Annotated in this window: 12 protein-coding genes; 4 read left to right on the forward strand and 8 right to left on the reverse strand. The window is 44.1% G+C overall.

Annotated elements, in window-relative coordinates; translation table 11 throughout:
• Positions 1 to 91: 91 nt before the first annotated feature.
• Positions 92 to 520, reverse strand: coding sequence for a hypothetical protein (locus ACEN9X_RS18050; RefSeq protein WP_413666439.1), 429 nt, complete (start codon positions 518 to 520; stop codon positions 92 to 94).
• A gap of 74 nt (positions 521 to 594) precedes the next feature.
• Positions 595 to 1,398 carry a nucleoside triphosphate pyrophosphohydrolase gene (gene mazG / locus ACEN9X_RS18055; protein WP_413666440.1) on the reverse strand — a complete coding sequence of 268 codons (804 nt, stop codon included), beginning with the start codon at positions 1,396 to 1,398 and terminating at the stop codon, positions 595 to 597.
• 138 nt (positions 1,399 to 1,536) lie between these two features.
• Here mazG and ACEN9X_RS18060 point away from each other — a divergent pair, with 138 nt between their 5' ends.
• Entirely contained in the window at positions 1,537 to 2,367 is an 831-nt protein-coding gene (locus tag ACEN9X_RS18060; protein WP_413666441.1) for a hypothetical protein, read from the forward strand.
• Between the two features lie 6 nt (positions 2,368 to 2,373).
• Here ACEN9X_RS18060 and mnmD read toward each other — a convergent pair whose 3' ends face one another.
• The 4 genes from mnmD to ACEN9X_RS18080 all read right to left on the reverse strand — a co-directional run bounded on the left by mnmD (position 2,374) and on the right by ACEN9X_RS18080 (position 7,546).
• The gene (gene mnmD / locus ACEN9X_RS18065; protein ID WP_413666442.1) at positions 2,374 to 3,051 is read right to left on the reverse strand and encodes a tRNA (5-methylaminomethyl-2-thiouridine)(34)-methyltransferase MnmD; all 678 of its coding nucleotides are present in this window, start codon (positions 3,049 to 3,051) and stop codon (positions 2,374 to 2,376) included.
• A gap of 100 nt (positions 3,052 to 3,151) precedes the next feature.
• Complete coding sequence (locus ACEN9X_RS18070; RefSeq protein WP_413666443.1) at positions 3,152 to 4,501, reverse strand: rhodanese-like domain-containing protein; 1,350 nt, start codon at positions 4,499 to 4,501, stop codon at positions 3,152 to 3,154.
• Between the two features lie 118 nt (positions 4,502 to 4,619).
• Positions 4,620 to 5,066 (reverse strand): DUF1569 domain-containing protein, encoded by a 447-nt coding sequence (locus ACEN9X_RS18075; protein WP_413666444.1) that lies wholly within the window; start codon positions 5,064 to 5,066, stop codon positions 4,620 to 4,622.
• Positions 5,067 to 5,470: 404 nt separating this feature from the next.
• On the reverse strand, positions 5,471 to 7,546 hold the full coding sequence (locus tag ACEN9X_RS18080; RefSeq protein ID WP_413666445.1) for a M13 family metallopeptidase: 2,076 nt from the start codon (positions 7,544 to 7,546) through the stop codon (positions 5,471 to 5,473).
• A gap of 785 nt (positions 7,547 to 8,331) precedes the next feature.
• On the opposite strand from ACEN9X_RS18080, the gene ACEN9X_RS18085 reads away from it, so the two are divergent.
• Positions 8,332 to 11,049 (forward strand): valine--tRNA ligase, encoded by a 2,718-nt coding sequence (locus tag ACEN9X_RS18085; protein ID WP_413666446.1) that lies wholly within the window; start codon positions 8,332 to 8,334, stop codon positions 11,047 to 11,049.
• A gap of 99 nt (positions 11,050 to 11,148) precedes the next feature.
• Positions 11,149 to 12,957, forward strand: coding sequence for an ATP-binding protein (locus ACEN9X_RS18090; protein WP_413666447.1), 1,809 nt, complete (start codon positions 11,149 to 11,151; stop codon positions 12,955 to 12,957).
• 254 nt (positions 12,958 to 13,211) lie between these two features.
• On the opposite strand, the gene ACEN9X_RS18095 is transcribed toward ACEN9X_RS18090, so the two are convergent.
• The gene (locus tag ACEN9X_RS18095; RefSeq protein WP_413666448.1) at positions 13,212 to 15,023 is read right to left on the reverse strand and encodes a glycoside hydrolase family 2 protein; all 1,812 of its coding nucleotides are present in this window, start codon (positions 15,021 to 15,023) and stop codon (positions 13,212 to 13,214) included.
• A 269-nt stretch (positions 15,024 to 15,292) separates the two neighbouring features.
• The gene (locus ACEN9X_RS18100; protein ID WP_413666449.1) at positions 15,293 to 15,748 is read right to left on the reverse strand and encodes a type I restriction enzyme HsdR N-terminal domain-containing protein; all 456 of its coding nucleotides are present in this window, start codon (positions 15,746 to 15,748) and stop codon (positions 15,293 to 15,295) included.
• A gap of 378 nt (positions 15,749 to 16,126) precedes the next feature.
• Here ACEN9X_RS18100 and holA point away from each other — a divergent pair, with 378 nt between their 5' ends.
• The gene (gene holA, locus ACEN9X_RS18105; protein WP_413666450.1) at positions 16,127 to 17,149 is read left to right on the forward strand and encodes a DNA polymerase III subunit delta; all 1,023 of its coding nucleotides are present in this window, start codon (positions 16,127 to 16,129) and stop codon (positions 17,147 to 17,149) included.
• Positions 17,150 to 17,163: the final 14 nt, after the last annotated feature.

Here is a 17,163-nt window from a genome sequence, read left to right on the forward strand (position 1 = left end):
ATCTGCGGCTATTGTTTGCCCGCTGTAATCAAAAAAGCCGGTACCCATAAATACAGGCACCGGCACGTAATTAAAACAATTGGACTTTTAGTTAATTAGCTTTTTTTAAGTTGTATTGAACCGTCAATGTATCGCCGTTGCTGTTACGCTGCAATTGAAATACATTACCGTCATAATAGTACTGGTAAACACCTTTCAGGTGAAATTTATTTACCCCCGGTACTACCGCAGATGAGTCATTAAATTGGATATAATATCCGTTGTACACAAATCCGCCGTAGCTTGCCACGTGTTTCCTGGTATCGGCGGCTACTTTAAATAATGATGCAGCGGTAAGTTTTAAAGCTATTGTATCGCGAACAGTATCATAACCGGAACCGCTGGCTTTTTTAACAAGAGCACCGAATGTTCCGGTGAAATTGCCTTGCGGTTGGGCAACAGGAACAACCTCGTTTTTAGGTGAACAGGCTACACCTAATGTTAACAATAATGGCAGCAGGTAAAATAAATTACGTTTCATATAATCTTATCTCGTTATCAATTTTTAACCATTACGCATCTTTTTAATAAAACGATACACCAGGCAACAACATTTTATAGTTTTTTTGCTTCATCCCAAAAAATATCCATCTCGGCAAGGCTCATATCATGCAGCTGTTTACCATTTTCCTGGGCCTTAAGTTCAAGGTACTGAAAGCGTTTGATAAATTTTTTATTGGTTTTCTCGAGTGCGTTTTCCGGGTTGATGTTGATAAATCGGGCATAGTTGATCAGCGAAAACAACAGGTCGCCAAATTCGGCTTCGGCTTTTTCGTGGTCGATGGTGCTTTCATCTTCGGCATTAAATTCATTTTTAAACTCCTGCATCTCTTCTTCAACCTTGGCCCAAACCTGACTTTTCTCTTCCCAGTCGAACCCAACGCCGCGCGCCTTTTCCTGTATGCGCGATGCTTTTACCAGCGCCGGTAATGAAGCGGGTACGCCGCCTAAAACAGATTTATTGCCTTCTTTAAGTTTGATCTGCTCCCAATTACGCTTTACGTCTTCTTCGTTTTGCACCTCTATGTCGCCATAAATATGCGGATGTCGGTTGATCAGTTTATCGCAAACACCGTTCAAAACATCGGTAATTGTAAAGTCGTTGGTTTCGGAAGCTATTTTGGCGTAGAAAACCAGGTGCAGCATGATATCGCCGATCTCCTTTTTAATTTCGGGCATATCACCACCTAAAATGGCGTCGCTTAGCTCATAGGTTTCTTCAATGGTAAGGTGGCGCAGACTTTCAAGCGTTTGTTTTTTATCCCATGGGCAATTGGCCCGCAGGTCATCCATAATGATGAGTAATCTATCGAACGCTATTGAGGCGGTAGGGGCGGTTTCAGGGGCTTTTAAAGGCATAAATTATTTATAATGAATACTTATGCTGCAAAGGTATGATAACATCTTTAATGAAAACTTACTGTATCATTAATTTTAAACTAACATTAATTAATTTTATTAGCCAATTGTTAATGCTATCTATAAGCACATTTTACCATGAAAAAAATTTACCTGTTTATCCTCCTTTTCGTTTCGATAATTAAAACAAGCTACGCGCAGCAGCAGCCTGCCGGCGATATGGCCAACAGCACCTTTAGTCAGCCTCAGCCATTCCTGTTTACTGTAAGCACGCTTAACCCGCAAGGGCGTAACTGGAGTTTAAATTACTCGGGCGGGTACGGTGAACGTACAGTTACACCACTTGGATTTGACGGCGTTGACCAAAATTTTTCGGCCAAAGGGTACCTGGGCAATAAGTTTACGCTGATGGCCATACTGGGCACAGGTTTTAGCAGCAATGGCGGTGTGCGCACGTTGCAACAGGCCGAAGTATTGCGTGATTTTATCGGCGGAAACCAGCCTATGGGCTTTAGGGCAGGAGCAAGCCTTGGTTTCAGGCGGGAGTTTAATAGCGATGGTGTAGCATTTAGCCGTATAACTGCCGCGTACGAAGTAACAAATTGGAAACTTGGTGCCAACGTTAGATTTGAAAAAGCATTTGCTACTAACCGCGATGGTTTGGATCTGATCACCAGCGTTGGTGTGCACCGTCATATTTCGGGGCAGTTATTTGGCGGCTTTGAGGCAGTAGGGCAGGACCTGGAAGGCTTTTGGGAAACCGACGAAGCTGAAGGCGGCGCCCGCTTGTTGATTGGCCCGTCATTAAATTACGCTCCGGTTAACTCGCGACTGGCATTTTCGCTTTGCGGCGGCCCTATCATTTATGCTACCCGCAGCGCGGCAACACAAGGCCAGTTTGCTTACCGCGAATTGCCTACCACCAACGGTTTTACACTGAAGTTTAATGTAGGCTTCCGGTTTTTATAAAAAATACTAAAGCTTTACCGCCCTGAGCATTTCGCGCTTGCCTGGTGCTCCGGGTGCTTTTTCAACTTTAAAGCCCATGCTTTTTAACATGCGTTTCAGGTTGCCGGTAATGGCATAGGTAACAAATACACCGCCCGGTTTTAAAAAGCTAACGGTATGGCCAATGGCATCCTCGTTCCACATTTCGGGTTGATGAATGGCGGCAAAGGCATCAAAATAGATGATGTCAAACTGTTCGTCTGTTTTAAAATCTAAAAGCTTGCGGTGGGCAATATGTAGTTTGGTAATTGGGTTGATCTCAACTTTGCCGGTTAGGGCAATTGCATAATTGCCATTGAATTGCTGCCATAATAACTCCGGAATATATTGCTGATAACCCGTTTGCAACATCATTTCGGCATTTATCGGGTAGGCCTCAATACCGGCATAATTAAGTTTTACTTGCTTATGGTTGCAGGCATCGGCAGTTAACAAAAAATTAAGCCCGGTGCCGAAACCCACTTCAAGAATACTTACCTCCTTAGTTTCATTCCGTTCCAGGAAATATTGCAGGCCCGATTTAACAAATACGTGCAGGCTTTCCTGTAGCGCCCCATGGCGGGAGTGGTAATGTTCGCCCACTTCGGCATTGTAAATGGTGTTTGAGCCGTCGGCAGTGGTAACTATGGTTAGTTCATGGTTCATGGATGATAGTTCATGGTTTTGACTGGTATACTTTTAGTTCATGGTTGATGGATGGAAGTTTCCACGGCCTTATCGGCCATTAACTATCATCTATGAACTATTAACCATGCACTTCCTTCATCATCTCCGTTACAACTTCGCCCAGATCGTAAACAGGTACGGTTGTAATAGCAGATGAAACGATGCTCACGCCGGCTGCCGAGCGGTAACCTGCCGCGCAATGTACCACGATTGGTTTATCCGAAGGGATCTCGCCAACACGTTCACGTAGTTCAGGCAGTGGAATGCTGATGGCATTTTTGAATACCTTACCTGCGGCAACTTCGCCGTGGTTACGTACATCAACTATAGTGTAATCGCCTTCATTTGCTTTGAACGCATCCAAATCAAGATCCGGAGATACTTCACCGGCGTTTACAGGAGCTAACAACGCAGCTTTAATATTTTGCTCGTAACCAATTTTTGCTGCTTTTTTTATTAGGATATCAAGCTTTTCATCATTTTCGGCAAACAGGTAAAACGGCTCATCGGGACCGATAATGGAACCAAGCCAGGTTTCAAATTTTTCACCATCCTGCAGGTTAATGGCACCATGCAGGTGGCCGCTTCTGAATTGTGCTTTGGGACGACTGTCGACAATTAAAATGCCTTTTTCCAATGTGCTGGCTGCATCAATGTGCGGTACGGTGGCAATGCTATCCTCAAAACCCGAAACGCCGTTTTTATTCAGCTCCACATCGCGGCCAAAGTATTTGGGCATGAAAGGCTGATCGGTGGTGAGCGTTTTAACAAACTCCAGTTCATCCATCAGTTGCAGGGCGTAGTTTTCGCGCAGTTCGCGGCCAATGGTGCTTTCCAGGTCAGGGCTCATGCTCTTACCGCATAACGAGCCGGGACCGTGCGCGGGGTAAACCACCACGTTTTTAGGCAGTGTCATGATTTTTTGCCGGGTGCTTTGGTACATCTGGCGGGCAAGCTCTTCTTTTTTTGCAGTAATGTTGCCCACGTTTTCACGTAAATCCGGTCTGCCTACATCGCCAACAAACAGGGTATCGCCGGTAAAGATGGCTGTTTCGCGGCCTTCTTCATCTACCAGCAAAATACAGATAGAATCAGGCGAGTGGCCGGGAGTGTTGATAGCCTTTAGTTTGATATCGTTAAGTTCGATGACGTCGCCGTCGTCAAAGGTTTCGTGTGGGTATGCTGCACCGGTAAGTTTACTGCAGTAAATAACAGCACCGGTTGTTTCATGAATTTCAAGATGCGAGCTCACGAAATCGGCATGCGGGTGGGTTTCAATAACGCCCACAATATCGGCATCATGTTGGGCCGCAAAATCATAATAAGGCTGCGGGTTACGGGCCGGGTCAATAACTATCATTTTGCCTGTGCGGATCACGGCATATGAACCATGTGCCAGGCCTTTATCGTAAAATTGCTGAATGATCATATTTTGCCTGCAAAGATAATGCTTAGGCAATATGTTTTATTTGTGCAATGTTTGAGTGGTGTAAATATTGATCCTTTTTGTGTAAATGTGTGAAGTTTATTATAGTATCTCTCCACGCTTAATTACTAAACTGCCTCAAATGATGGTCAACATGCTTATAGGCCAATCGCCCCATCTGCTCCCTTGTCATTTTTCCGAAAAAAGTATGCTCAAAGTCGGTTTTTGAAGTCTTGCCATATTCCTCAACCAGTTCAATCCATCGTTTTTTCTGAGCTTCTACATCGCCTCCTGCTTCAGTTACTTTACATTGCGGAACAGTAGGGCTATTTTTTGCTACGGGGCTATCATCCTTCAGCATTCCTTTCAAGGCCACCTTACCAAACAGGCGGCCGATGAACGAGCGTTTATAGACTGTTATGCCTAAATACATTTCTTCGGAAAGCGTACAATGTTTCAGCATTTGATAAACGTTCATTTTACCCCATTGCGGCTGGCTGTTTTCGGTAATTGAATTGATTCGGGTTATAAGGCTATCGCGGGTTTCTTTATCAAATATTGTTTTCATTTGTTTTAAAGGTTGATATGATAAAGCTACTACGAAATTGCAAAGCAATACGGGCGTTTTTGAGCCATAAACGGGGAGGATTTATGCCAATATTTTATAAAACAAAACGAGGTCGTATCATAAATCAAATTAACCATTCATGGTGTTGTGCTATCTATGAATTGAAATTTAGCCGATAATATTATACAAAAAGGGGGTTAACACTTTTTTAGCCTAAAAAACACTTAACTGTCTTATTGCTAATAGTTTAAGTAAAAATTAGCACTAAATTGTGTTAACCCTGTTAACCCCCATTTTGTTAATAAAGTTAATTAAATGGAAACTATATATCGCTTAAGTATTTAAAAATAAAAATGAGGCTGATTTATTATACAGCCTCATTTTCTCTAAAAACAAAATCTGATTTACCAGATCTTAGTTCGGTCTTCCGGTTTTTTATACATTTTATCGCCGGGTTTTACGTCAAACGCTTTGTACCAGGCATTGATATTGGTTATCGGCGCATTGGTGCGGAACTGCTCGGGCGAGTGCGGATCTGTCAGGATCCTTTGCGCTGCCGACTCGGGAGTTTGCGATGCACGCCATACCTGTGCCCATGATAAAAAGAAACGCTGATCGGGCGTAAAACCATCAATAGTATTAGCCGACTGGCCCTGTTTGGATTTGCTGAATGCTTCGTAAGCTATGTTCAAACCGCCAAGGTCGGCAAGATTTTCGCCAAGGGTAAGTTTGCCGTTTACATGCAGGGAATCAAGAACTGTAAAAGCATCATATTGTTTAACCACCTGGTCGGCACGCGACTTGAATTTATCGGCATCTTCCTTGGTCCACCAGTCGCGCAGGGTACCATCGGCATCATACTGGCGGCCCGAGTCGTCAAAACCGTGGGTCATTTCGTGACCAATCACGGCGCCAATACCACCGTAATTAACAGCATCATCGGCATTGAAATCAAAGAACGGGAACTGCAGAATGCCGGCCGGGAACACAATTTCGTTGTTGGTTGGGTTGTAATATGCGTTAACGGTTGGCGGCGTCATTCCCCAGCGGGTTTTATCAACCGGTTTGCCTAAACGGCTTACATTAAAATTATAACGCCATTTATTCAGCGCACGCAGGTTGCCAAAGTAATCGTCGCGGTTAATCACCAGGCCATCGTATTTTTCCCAATGGTCGGGATAGCCAATCTTTACCGTAAAGGCATTAAGTTTTTTAAGCGCGCGTTCCTTGGTTTCGGGGCTCATCCAGTCAAGGCGTTTAATCCTGTCGCCGAGGGTTTCTTTAAGGTTATTTACCAAATCAACCATGTATTGTTTAGCGGCAGGTGTAAAGTATTTTTCAACAAAAAGCTGGCCCAGTAATTCGCCAATGTTACCGTCAACAAGGGCACTCATGCGCTCAGTGCGCGGTGTCTGTACTTTCTGACCGCTCAGCACACTGCTGTAGGCAAAGTTTGCGTTAACAAAGTCAGAACTTAATCCAGGAGCTCCTCCTTTTAACATACTCCACTGCAGGTATACCCGCAATTTAGCAACCGGAGTATTTGAGAATAATGAGTCGGTAGCCCTGAAAAATGATGGCTGACCAACCAGGATGCTGTCCTGTCCGCCGGCATTAAGGGCCGGTAGTATTTTTGACCACTTTAAGTGAGGGGTCTGCTTTTCAAAATCGGCCACCAGGAACTTGTTATAGGTAACATGCGGATCGCGCATGGCTACACGGCTAAGTTGTGCTTTGGCCCATGTATATTCCAGGTCGTAAACTATCGCGGCGTTTTTGGCTGCCTCATCGGGGCTGCTTCCGGTAAGGGTGAACAAGGTTATAGCGAACTTTTTCAAAGCCTCCTGGGCCTTTTTTGAACGCGGATCATTTTTGAGGTAATAATCCCTGTCGGGCAGGCTAATACCACCCTGGCCAAGGCTTACGATGTATTTGTTTACATTCTTTTCGTCCTGATCAACTCCAAACCTGAAAATAGGGGAGTTTAGTCCATTAACACGTTCGTAAACCAGTTCGTTAATAAAATCATCAAGGGTTTTTAACCGGCTAATGCGCTGCAGATCGGCTTTGAGGGGATCGTAACCACGTTTTTCGATAGTAAGGCTGTCCATACCGCTGGCATACAGGTCGCCAACACGTTGTTTCAGGCTACCTTTTGGTTGTGAAGCCGAGATCTGGCTTACTTCGTTCAGCAGCCCTATTAATTTATCTGTATTTTCCTGACGGAGAATGTGGAAGCTGCCCCAGCGGGTTTCTTTGGCGGGGATGCCATTTTGTTTTAACCAGCCGCCGTTGGCATATTCAAAAAAATCGTCGCCGGGCTTTACGCTCAGGTCCATGTTGGCGGGATCAATAAACTTTTTAGGTGGAACAGCAGTTTTATGCTTTGGCTTTACGGGTTTGGGGCCTTCTGCAGCGAAAACATTTACCGACATACCAAGACCTGCAGCCAGCAATAAATAGTTAAACTTTAATTTCATGTCAATACTTAAAAATTAAAGTTAATAAATAACGGGTATTAAGCAAAAAAGGCCGGGGACAGGCCGTTAGTGATTGAACCAGTTGATAATGGCGTCGAGCTTTGTTTTTTTCAAAATATCAAGCCAGAAACGATGCAAGGGTATTGTTTTCATGACAATTTGAATGTTACATATATAATAACTGGTTAATTGTAAAAATATTGTGGGAGTAGATTTGGTTGGTGGGGTACTGGGGAGTGTTCATAGTTGATAGATCATAGTTCATGGATCACATAGGTTATAGTTGATTGGTGTGTAGATTATAGGTTACAGTTGTGGAGATAATGATTTTACAGAAGTACAATTTGCGTTAGGGATGGTAGTAGAAAGCCCACAGCGCGTGGAGGGATTGCGGGCAGGAAAGGCGAGGACTTGCAACGTACAGCCCGGGCCGCAGGCAACGCCGTTGTCTGAACTCGAATTAAACGAATTAAGGAATTTTTCGAATCTACTTAGCATTCTGTTAATTCTTTAATTCAACAAATTCAGGTTCGGACAAAAAGAAAAATCCTTCCTACCCGAAAAATCCACCCAAATCCCGGTTCAGAATATGGGCATTGCCTGCGGCCCGGGCTGTACGCTCATACTGCACAAGGCATTAGCCACAGGCCGGTATCCGCTACCATCCCTAATGCGGCCCGCGCTCTTATCTATGGCTATGAACTATGATCTATCAACTATGAACCAACGAAAAAAATCCCTCAACCTTTGGCTATGAACCGCTAAGTATCGTATTTTTGCGCGTTATGAGTATTGCTAAAACATATATCCCAAAGGAAACCGAAGAAAAATGGTACAGTTACTGGTTACAGCACGGCTTTTTTAAGTCGGTGCCTGATGAGCGCGAGCCTTATACAATAGTCATTCCGCCACCAAACGTTACCGGGGTTTTGCACATGGGACACATGCTTAACAATACCATACAGGATGTGCTGATTCGCCGCGCCCGTATGAAAGGCAAAAATGCCTGCTGGGTTCCCGGTACCGACCACGCCAGTATTGCCACTGAAGCCAAAGTTGTTGCCATGCTTAAAGAGCGCGGCATCAGCAAAAAAGACCTTACCCGCGAAGAGTTTTTAACCTACGCCTGGGAATGGAAAGAAAAATACGGCGGCATTATCCTGGAACAGCTTAAAAAACTTGGTGCATCATGCGACTGGGACCGTACCAAATTTACTATGGACGAGAACCTGTCTGAAGCGGTTATCGATACCTTTATCCACCTGTATAAAAAAGGGCTGATCTATCGCGGCATCCGTATGATCAACTGGGACCCGCAGGGTAAAACTGCAGTAAGCGACGAAGAAGTTATCCGTAAGGAAGTTAATCAGAAGCTTTATTATATCCGTTATGCTGTTAAGTCCGAAAGTCCGGAAGTCGGGAAGTCGGAAAGTCAGAAAGATTTCTCCGATGCTGGCTCTTTACTTTCGGACTCACGGACTTCCGGACTTTCGGACTTCTTAACCATCGCCACTACCCGACCGGAAACCATTATGGCCGATGCAGCTATCTGTATCAACCCTAATGATGAGCGTTACCTGCACCTGCATGGTAAAAAGGTTTACATCCCGCTTATTGACCGCGAGATCCCGGTGATACTGGATAACTACGTAACCATGGATTTTGGTACCGGCTGTTTGAAGGTTACCCCTGCGCACGATTTGAATGACTACGAACTGGGCCAGCGTCATAACCTGCCGGTTATTGATATCCTGAATGACGACGGCACGCTGAACGAAAAAGCGCAGATATTGGTTGGCGAAGACCGTTTTGCTGCCCGTAAAAAGATAGCAGTGCTGTTGGAAGAAGCCGGCGTACTGGAAAAAGTTGAAGAATATAAATCGCAGGTTGGTTTCAGTGAACGTACCAATGCGGTTATTGAGCCAAAACTATCTATGCAATGGTTTTGCAAGATGGGCGAAATGGCCAAACCTGCTTTGGATTATGTACTGAATGGCGAGATCAAACTGATACCCGAAAAGTTTGTGAACACTTACCGCCACTGGATGGAGAATGTAAGGGACTGGAACATCAGCCGCCAGCTATGGTGGGGACAGCAGATTCCGGCATGGTACCTGCCAAACGGCGAATTTGTGATTGCAAAGAACAGGGAAGAGGCTTTTGAAGAAGCGAAAAATCTCAAATCTCAAATCTCAGATCTCAAATCTGAAGATCTTACCCAGGACGAAGACGTTGTTGATACCTGGTTTTCGTCCTGGCTGTGGCCAATTTCAGTATTTGATGGTTTTAAAGACCCTAACAATGCCGATATCAATTATTACTACCCAACCAATGACCTGGTTACGGCGCCTGAAATTTTATTTTTCTGGGTGGCGAGGATGATTATGGCCGGGCATGAGTTTAGGGGCGAAGTGCCGTTCCGGAACGTATATCTTACTGGTATAGTAAGGGATAAACAAGGTCGTAAGATGTCAAAATCATTAGGTAACTCGCCTGATCCGTTGGATCTGATCGAGAGCTATGGTGCCGATGGTGTACGTGTGGGCATGTTGTTATGCTCGCCTGCCGGAAACGACTTAATGTTTGATGAAAGCTATTGCAAACAGGGCAGCGGCTTTGCAAACAAAGTATGGAATGCCTTTAAGCTGGTAAAAGGCTGGGAGGTTGATGAAAGCCTTGCCAACCCTAACGCCGTAGCCATTGAATGGTTTGGCAACAGGTTTAACCAGGCCTTGACTGAAATTGAAGCCAACTTTGCCCAATACCGTTTATCAGAGGCTTTAATGGATACTTATAAGCTGGTGTGGGACGATTTTTGTGCATGGTATCTTGAAATGATCAAGCCGGCTTATCAGCATCCTATTGATAAGGCTACTTATACGGCTACTATTCAATTTTTTGAAAATATTTTAAAGGTATTGCACCCTTTTATGCCTTTCCTTACAGAAGAATTATGGCATGATGAGCTGTTTGGCGAACGTACTGAATCAGACTGCTGTATTGTAGCGCAATTACCCGCTATTGGGGAAATAAATTCACGCTTACTGGTTGAGGTTGAGATAGTAAAAGATGTTGTTACTTCTATCAGGAATACCCGCAAAACAAAACAAATTTCGGACAAGGAGCCGCTTGAATTATTTGCCAAATCAAATTCGGGCATTAATTACGGCCAATACGAGGCCATTATTGCGAGGCTTGCCAACATCAGTAAGTTTGAAACCGTAGCCGATAAAGTTGAAGGAGCTATTAATTTCTTAGCTTCAACTGATGAATTTTATATTCCTTTCAGCGAAGAAATTGACCCGGTTGCCGAGTGCGCCCGATTGAAAAAAGAACAGGAATATCTGTTAGGTTTCCTGAAATCGGTTAACGCGAAATTGGGTAACGAAAGGTTTATGGCCAATGCAAAACCCGAAATTATTGAGGTTGAACAAAAGAAAAAGGCCGATGCCGAAGCCAAGTTAGCCATCATTGACGAAAACCTGGCAGCTTTGGCTTGCTAATTGCAGAACTTACCGGCTTTGCGTAACAAGCTACCCTACAGTATTTTGATTGCTGTAAGGTAGCTTGTCAAATTGCAGGGCCAACGTTAAGTTCTGAATATGAGTAAAAAAGTAAGTTTTTTTAACTTATCAATCTATAAGATTTTGTCGAAGGAGCAATCGTTCCTTGACCAGGCCCGGATCCGTTTGTTGTATTATGGGTTATTCCTTATTTTTGTTGCCCTCGGTGCGCTTTACCTAAGCGTTTATTTTCAAAACCAAAAGATGCTTGCTTATACCACCCTGTTTTTGATGGGGTCGGTAGTGGTATTGTTTAAATATTTAACCTGGCGGCCAGACTGGCGCGGCACAGCGCATGCCTTGCTCATTGTGGGTACCCTTGTTAACTTAAGCCTGGTTTATGCCTCTATGCAAACAGTAAACATCATTACCGTGCAGGTAATTATTATTGTTATTGCATTTAGCTATTATATGCTTGGTCAGCGATGGGGGCTTATGTATTCGCTGTTAAACACCATACCGGTGCTGGTATTTATGATTATTGAATATAACAGCGGGTACGTTATCGGTATCAAACCTAATAAAATTGACCAGTCTACTATTATCATTAGCGTGTTTGCCAATTTTATATTGCTCATTTTTATTCATAGCCATTTTTATACTGCTTTCTTAAAAAACATCAAACATCTTAAGGATAGCAGCAAGGAGCAGGCCCGGCTTTACAATCAGATGGAAACGGCTATTGAAAAGGCAGAAAAGTCGGCCCAGATTAAATCGGAGTTTTTGTCAACCATGTCGCATGAGATCCGTACGCCGTTAAACGCGGTTATAGGGATGAGTAATTTGCTGATGATGAGCAGTCCGCGGCCCGATCAGCGGGAAAATCTCGAAGTGCTTAAATTCTCGGCAAACAACCTGCTGGCCATTGTTAATGATGTGCTTGATTTCAGTAAAATCGAATCGGGAAAGGTGGTATTTGAAAACATCCGCTTTAACCTTGTTGAACTGATGAATAATATTTGCGGTGGCCAAATACTGAAAGCCGAAGAAAAAGGCTTGTTGTTTAAGCTCGACGTTGATAGCTCATTGAAAAATAAAGTACTTTTTGGCGATCCCACCCGCATAACCCAGATCATTTTTAACCTGATTAGTAATGCCATAAAGTTTACTCCGCAGGGAAACATATGGGTGAGGGTTACTTGCGTGGAAGACAGGCATAATACCGTCACTGTAAATTTCTCGGTAAGGGATACCGGTATCGGTATCGAAAAAGAAAACCTCGAAGATATATTTGAGCCATTTACGCAGGAGTCATTAGCTACTACCCGCGAGTACGGTGGCACAGGGCTCGGCCTGGCTATAGTTAAGCGTTTACTTGAGCTGCAGGATTTGCAGATAACCGTTAACAGTACCATGGGGCACGGATCTGAATTTTCATTTCATATGGAATTCCCGGTATCGACAGAGGTATTGCCCGAAGCAGCCGTTACCCCTGAAGCAAAGCAATCCGAAGTAAATCCACTTTCCTGCTTACGGGTACTTATTGCTGAAGATAACATGGTGAACGTAATGCTGATGAAGAAACTGCTGAGCAAGTGGAGTATAAACCCAACCATTGCCGAAAACGGTGAGCGGGTAGTTGAGTTTATGCAATACGGCAATTTTGATATTATATTAATGGACCTCCAGATGCCGGTTATGAACGGCTTTGATGCATCTAAAGAGATCCGTAAAATGGCCGATCCTAAAAAATCTGGTGTGCCTATTATCGCACTTACTGCTTCCGCTCTTTTTGATATCAAAGAGCAGGTTTATGAGGCCGGTATGAATGATTACGTATCCAAGCCATTTAAACCTGATGACTTGTTGGAAAAGCTAAATAATTATGCTTTGAAAAAGGTGATGTGAGCCTCACCCAAACCCTCCCCGGAAGGGAGGGCTTTAAAAACTACGCTATTGTTGGTGTTGTCACCATAGGTGTTCGGAAGATAAAAAAAAGCGTGGGATTGTGCGATTCCCTCACTTGGGAGGGTGTAGGGAGGGGTTTCAACAGCAGGCTTATCTGCTTTAACGACGCATAAACCCCTCCCTGCCAATACGCATCCCGCCGCACCCCTCCCAAGGGAGGGAATTATAAAATCTCCGGGAGTTTAGAATGTTTTCTATTTATTCAACTTATCCCCCTCTTTAATCACCGCCTGGTTTACTTCCCTGACTCTTTCAATCTCCATTTTTTCAACGGCCCTATCGTAGGTTAAAACGCCGTTTACTTCGTGTTCAACGTCGGTGGTTTGGGTGTATATGGCAACGCTCAAGCCTTTATATTTCATCAGTTGCTCTACCTCGTCGAGCAAAAAGATATAACGGTCGGTAAGCCTGGATTTGGTTGGTTCGTAATCATAAGCATTATTGTGTACCGGCCACATATGGCCGCGCACAAACAGGCCTACGCCGCCAAACTCGCCCAGGGAGGCGGCCCGGCGGCCATCCGGAACAGAGGCGCCATATGGACCAACATAAATGTGCGTATCCACATAATCGCCATTGCCAGGGTCGCCATAAGGTTTTTGGTAGCTGGGGTTATTGTTAAAGCCCGAATTACCATTAACCAATCGCGACGGGTCATATTGTTTAACCCAGTTGGTGATGTTTTTTACATCAAAGGCACCCCAGTTTTCATTAAAAGGCACCCAGGTAATGATGGATGGCGAGTTATAATGATCGTCAATGATGGCTTTTAACTCCTGGCGGTAAACTTTTCGGTTTTTGGTAGTGTCTTCGTTTTGATACCATATGGCGGGCATATCCTGCCAAACCAGTAAGCCCATTTTATCGGCCCAGTAATAAAAACGTTGGGGCTCGGTTTTCATGTGTTTGCGGATCAGATTATAACCCGCTTTTTTGGTGTATTCTATATCAAATTTAAGTGCTTCTTCGGTAGGGGCCGTTAAAACACCGTCGGGCCAGTAACCCTGGTCAAGCAGGCCCAGCTGCATGATGAATTTGCCGTTTATAAGCGGACGGATTACGCCGTTAATTTTCCCCAGCTTAATATCACGCATGCCGAAATAGCTTTTAACCTCGTCGGCCTCCGTGCCATCAGCATTGTATAAGGTAAGTTTGAGATCATACAGAAACGGAAAATTCGGTGTCCATAAAACCGGGTTATCCATTGGCAGATAAAAATATGATCCTCCGGTTGCGTCAACCTGCGAAATCACTTTGCCATTGTTCAATGCAACAGCCTTAACCTTGCCTGCGCTTTCAGTATTAACTAATACTTTTAAACGTTTACCTTCCACATCTGGCAATAACCGGATATTTTTGATATAGGATTTGTTGACCGGTTCCAGCCAAACTGTTTGCCATATGCCCGACGAAAAGGTATAGTCGCCACGAGGACCGTTTTTACCCGATGGAGTTTTACCATCATTGGGGTCATGAGCGGCAACAACAATGGTGTTGCTGCCCGCTGTGAGATAGGAGGTAATATTAAAGCTGAAAGAATCGTAGCCACCCGAATGCGAACCGGCTTTCTTCCCGTTAACAAAAACGGTGGCATCATGATCAACCGCACCAAAGTGAACAATAACCTGTTTGTTTTGCCACTTTGCCGGAATTTCAAAACTGCGGCGGTACCACATATTGATTTCCTGCCGGCGCTGTATACCCGAAAGTACCGATTCGGGACAATAAGGTACCAGGATCTTATCTGCCTTGCCCTCAAATGATGCAGGTGCTTCGGGGTTTAGCGCGTTGGGTGCATTTTTGCCGCCCTGGTAATCCCATTTGCCGTTTAAGCACAGCCAGTCATTACGCTGCAGTTGAGGACGGGGGTATTCAGATAGCGGTATTTCGGCCTGCATGGCGGTATTTGTCCATTGAGTAGGGAGTTTGGCTTCCTGGGCAAAGGCGGTGCAGGTGTATAAAACTGCGGCCAAAAGCAGCGCTTTTGATTTGAGATAGGCATTCATAAGGTAATGTTATAATTGATGAGGTTACGAGTGCCCAAAATAGGGAATTGATAACTGTTATCATAACATTTTATAATCTGAATCAGAATTTACAGAATTTAAGAATTAACAGAATGCCGGGCATATGTGGTCGCCTCAGAAACTTTGTATCTGGCGAAAAGGGGAATTCGTGCCAGTCGTCTATCGACTAACAACCAGATCCTAAGAACCTCCCCAAATTCCTGTTCAGATAATTATTCTGCTAATCCTAAAATTCTGTAAATTCTGATTCAGACACCCTTAACGTACGCAGGCAACTCTTCAATAAACTGGTAAGTACATTTTTCGTGGTCAATAGCGCAGTAATAATGCTGTAGCCCGTTGCTTACCGCCAGCAGAGATACCTTATGCACCATATTATACCGGGCTATCTGATCAAATGTTTTTTGATCGATAGTTACTGAAGGAGCTTTACACTCTACCATTAAAATACGTTGCCCATCAGGATTAAACACAACAATGTCGGTGCGTTTTTGCAGGGTATTAAGTTTAAGGCCGCCTTCCAGTTTGATCAGTGAGCGGGGGTAGTTTTTTTGTTTGATAAGGTATTGCACAAAATGCTGGCGTACCCATTCTTCGGGTGTAATGATGATGGTTTTCTTACGGATCTCGTCAAAAAGGGTCAGGGTGCCGTTGTCGTCGCTTATTTTGAAAGGGTAGGGTGGCAGATTAAGCGGTTGGAGCATTTTTTATTTAGTAGAAAATAATAAGCTGATGTTGTAAACAAAGAACATTGGCCCGCTCAATTGCCGCGGGAGGGCTGTTACTTTTGTCTTGATACAAAAGTAACCAAAAAATCAAGTCAGCAGATAGGTTTCTTTGCCGCACAATGCCCGTGCTGCAAAACAGGTAGAACCACGGCTGCTGAATTTTGCCCGCCCGCACAATCCTTTGCAGCAAAATTCGCTAATGCCCTTTCCTTCACACATGGCCATCATTGTTCTCCCTGTTTTCGCCCGAAACTTTTCTGCTGACGAAAATTTAAGATGTATCGACATCCTATCGCCCTAAATAAAAATACATTCCACTTTTGACTTTCCACTTAGTACTTTTGACATCGAAATATGACTGCTGCCGAGATATTAAAGGACCTTAAGAACCGTAAGTTTAAACCGCTGTACCTGCTGCATGGTGAGGAGCCTTATTTTATCGACCTGGTAAGTAACTACGTTGAGCATCACGTGCTGCCCGAGCATGAACGCGGCTTTAACCAGACCGTGGTGTACGGCAAGGATACTGACATCATGACTGTGCTCAATGCTGCCAAACGCTACCCCATGATGGCTGATTACCAGGTGGTACTGGTAAAGGAGGCACAGGACATGAAATGGGGCAAGGACGATGACAATAAAAAAAGCATCGACCCGGTATTGAGCTATCTTGAAAATCCGCTGCCCAGTACTATCCTTGTTTTTTGCTACAAGTACGGCAAGTTTGACAAGCGCAAGAAAACGTACAAAGCCATCGAGAAAAACGGGCTTATTTTTGAATCGGCTACTTTGTATGATAATAAAGTGCCGGCCTGGGTGGAAGGCTATGTAAGCGATAAAGGTTATAAAATGAACCAGCAGGGATCGGCCATGATTGCCGAATATCTTGGGAATGACCTTGCCAAAATTGCCAACGAGCTTGAAAAATTGATGCTGAACGTTAGCGCCGGTCAGGAGATCACCCTAAAGCATATTCAGGATAACATTGGTATCAGCAAGGAATATAATGTATTTGAGCTGCAAACCGCGCTAACCAAAAAAGATGCTTACAAGGTAAACCAGATCATCAATTACTTTGAGGCCAACCCTAAGTCAAATCCTATTGTTTTGGTGCTGGGGAACCTGAACAACTTTTTCAGTAAAGTGCTGGTGTATCATTACGTGAAAGACAAAACCCCGCAAAACCTGGCTAAAGAGATGGGCGTTAATCCATACTTTATTAAAGATTATGAGCAGGCTGCACGTAACTATCCGCTTGGTAAAATTTTCCAGGTGATCAGCTATCTGCGCGAGTATGATTTGAAAAGCAAAGGCGTTGAATCAAACGCGCCGCATGGCGAGTTGATGAAGGAGCTGATGTTTAAGATATTGCATTAATATACCGGTTTCTT

The sequence above is a fragment of the Mucilaginibacter sp. Mucisp86 genome, assembly GCF_047324315.1.
Classification (GTDB): domain Bacteria; phylum Bacteroidota; class Bacteroidia; order Sphingobacteriales; family Sphingobacteriaceae; genus Mucilaginibacter.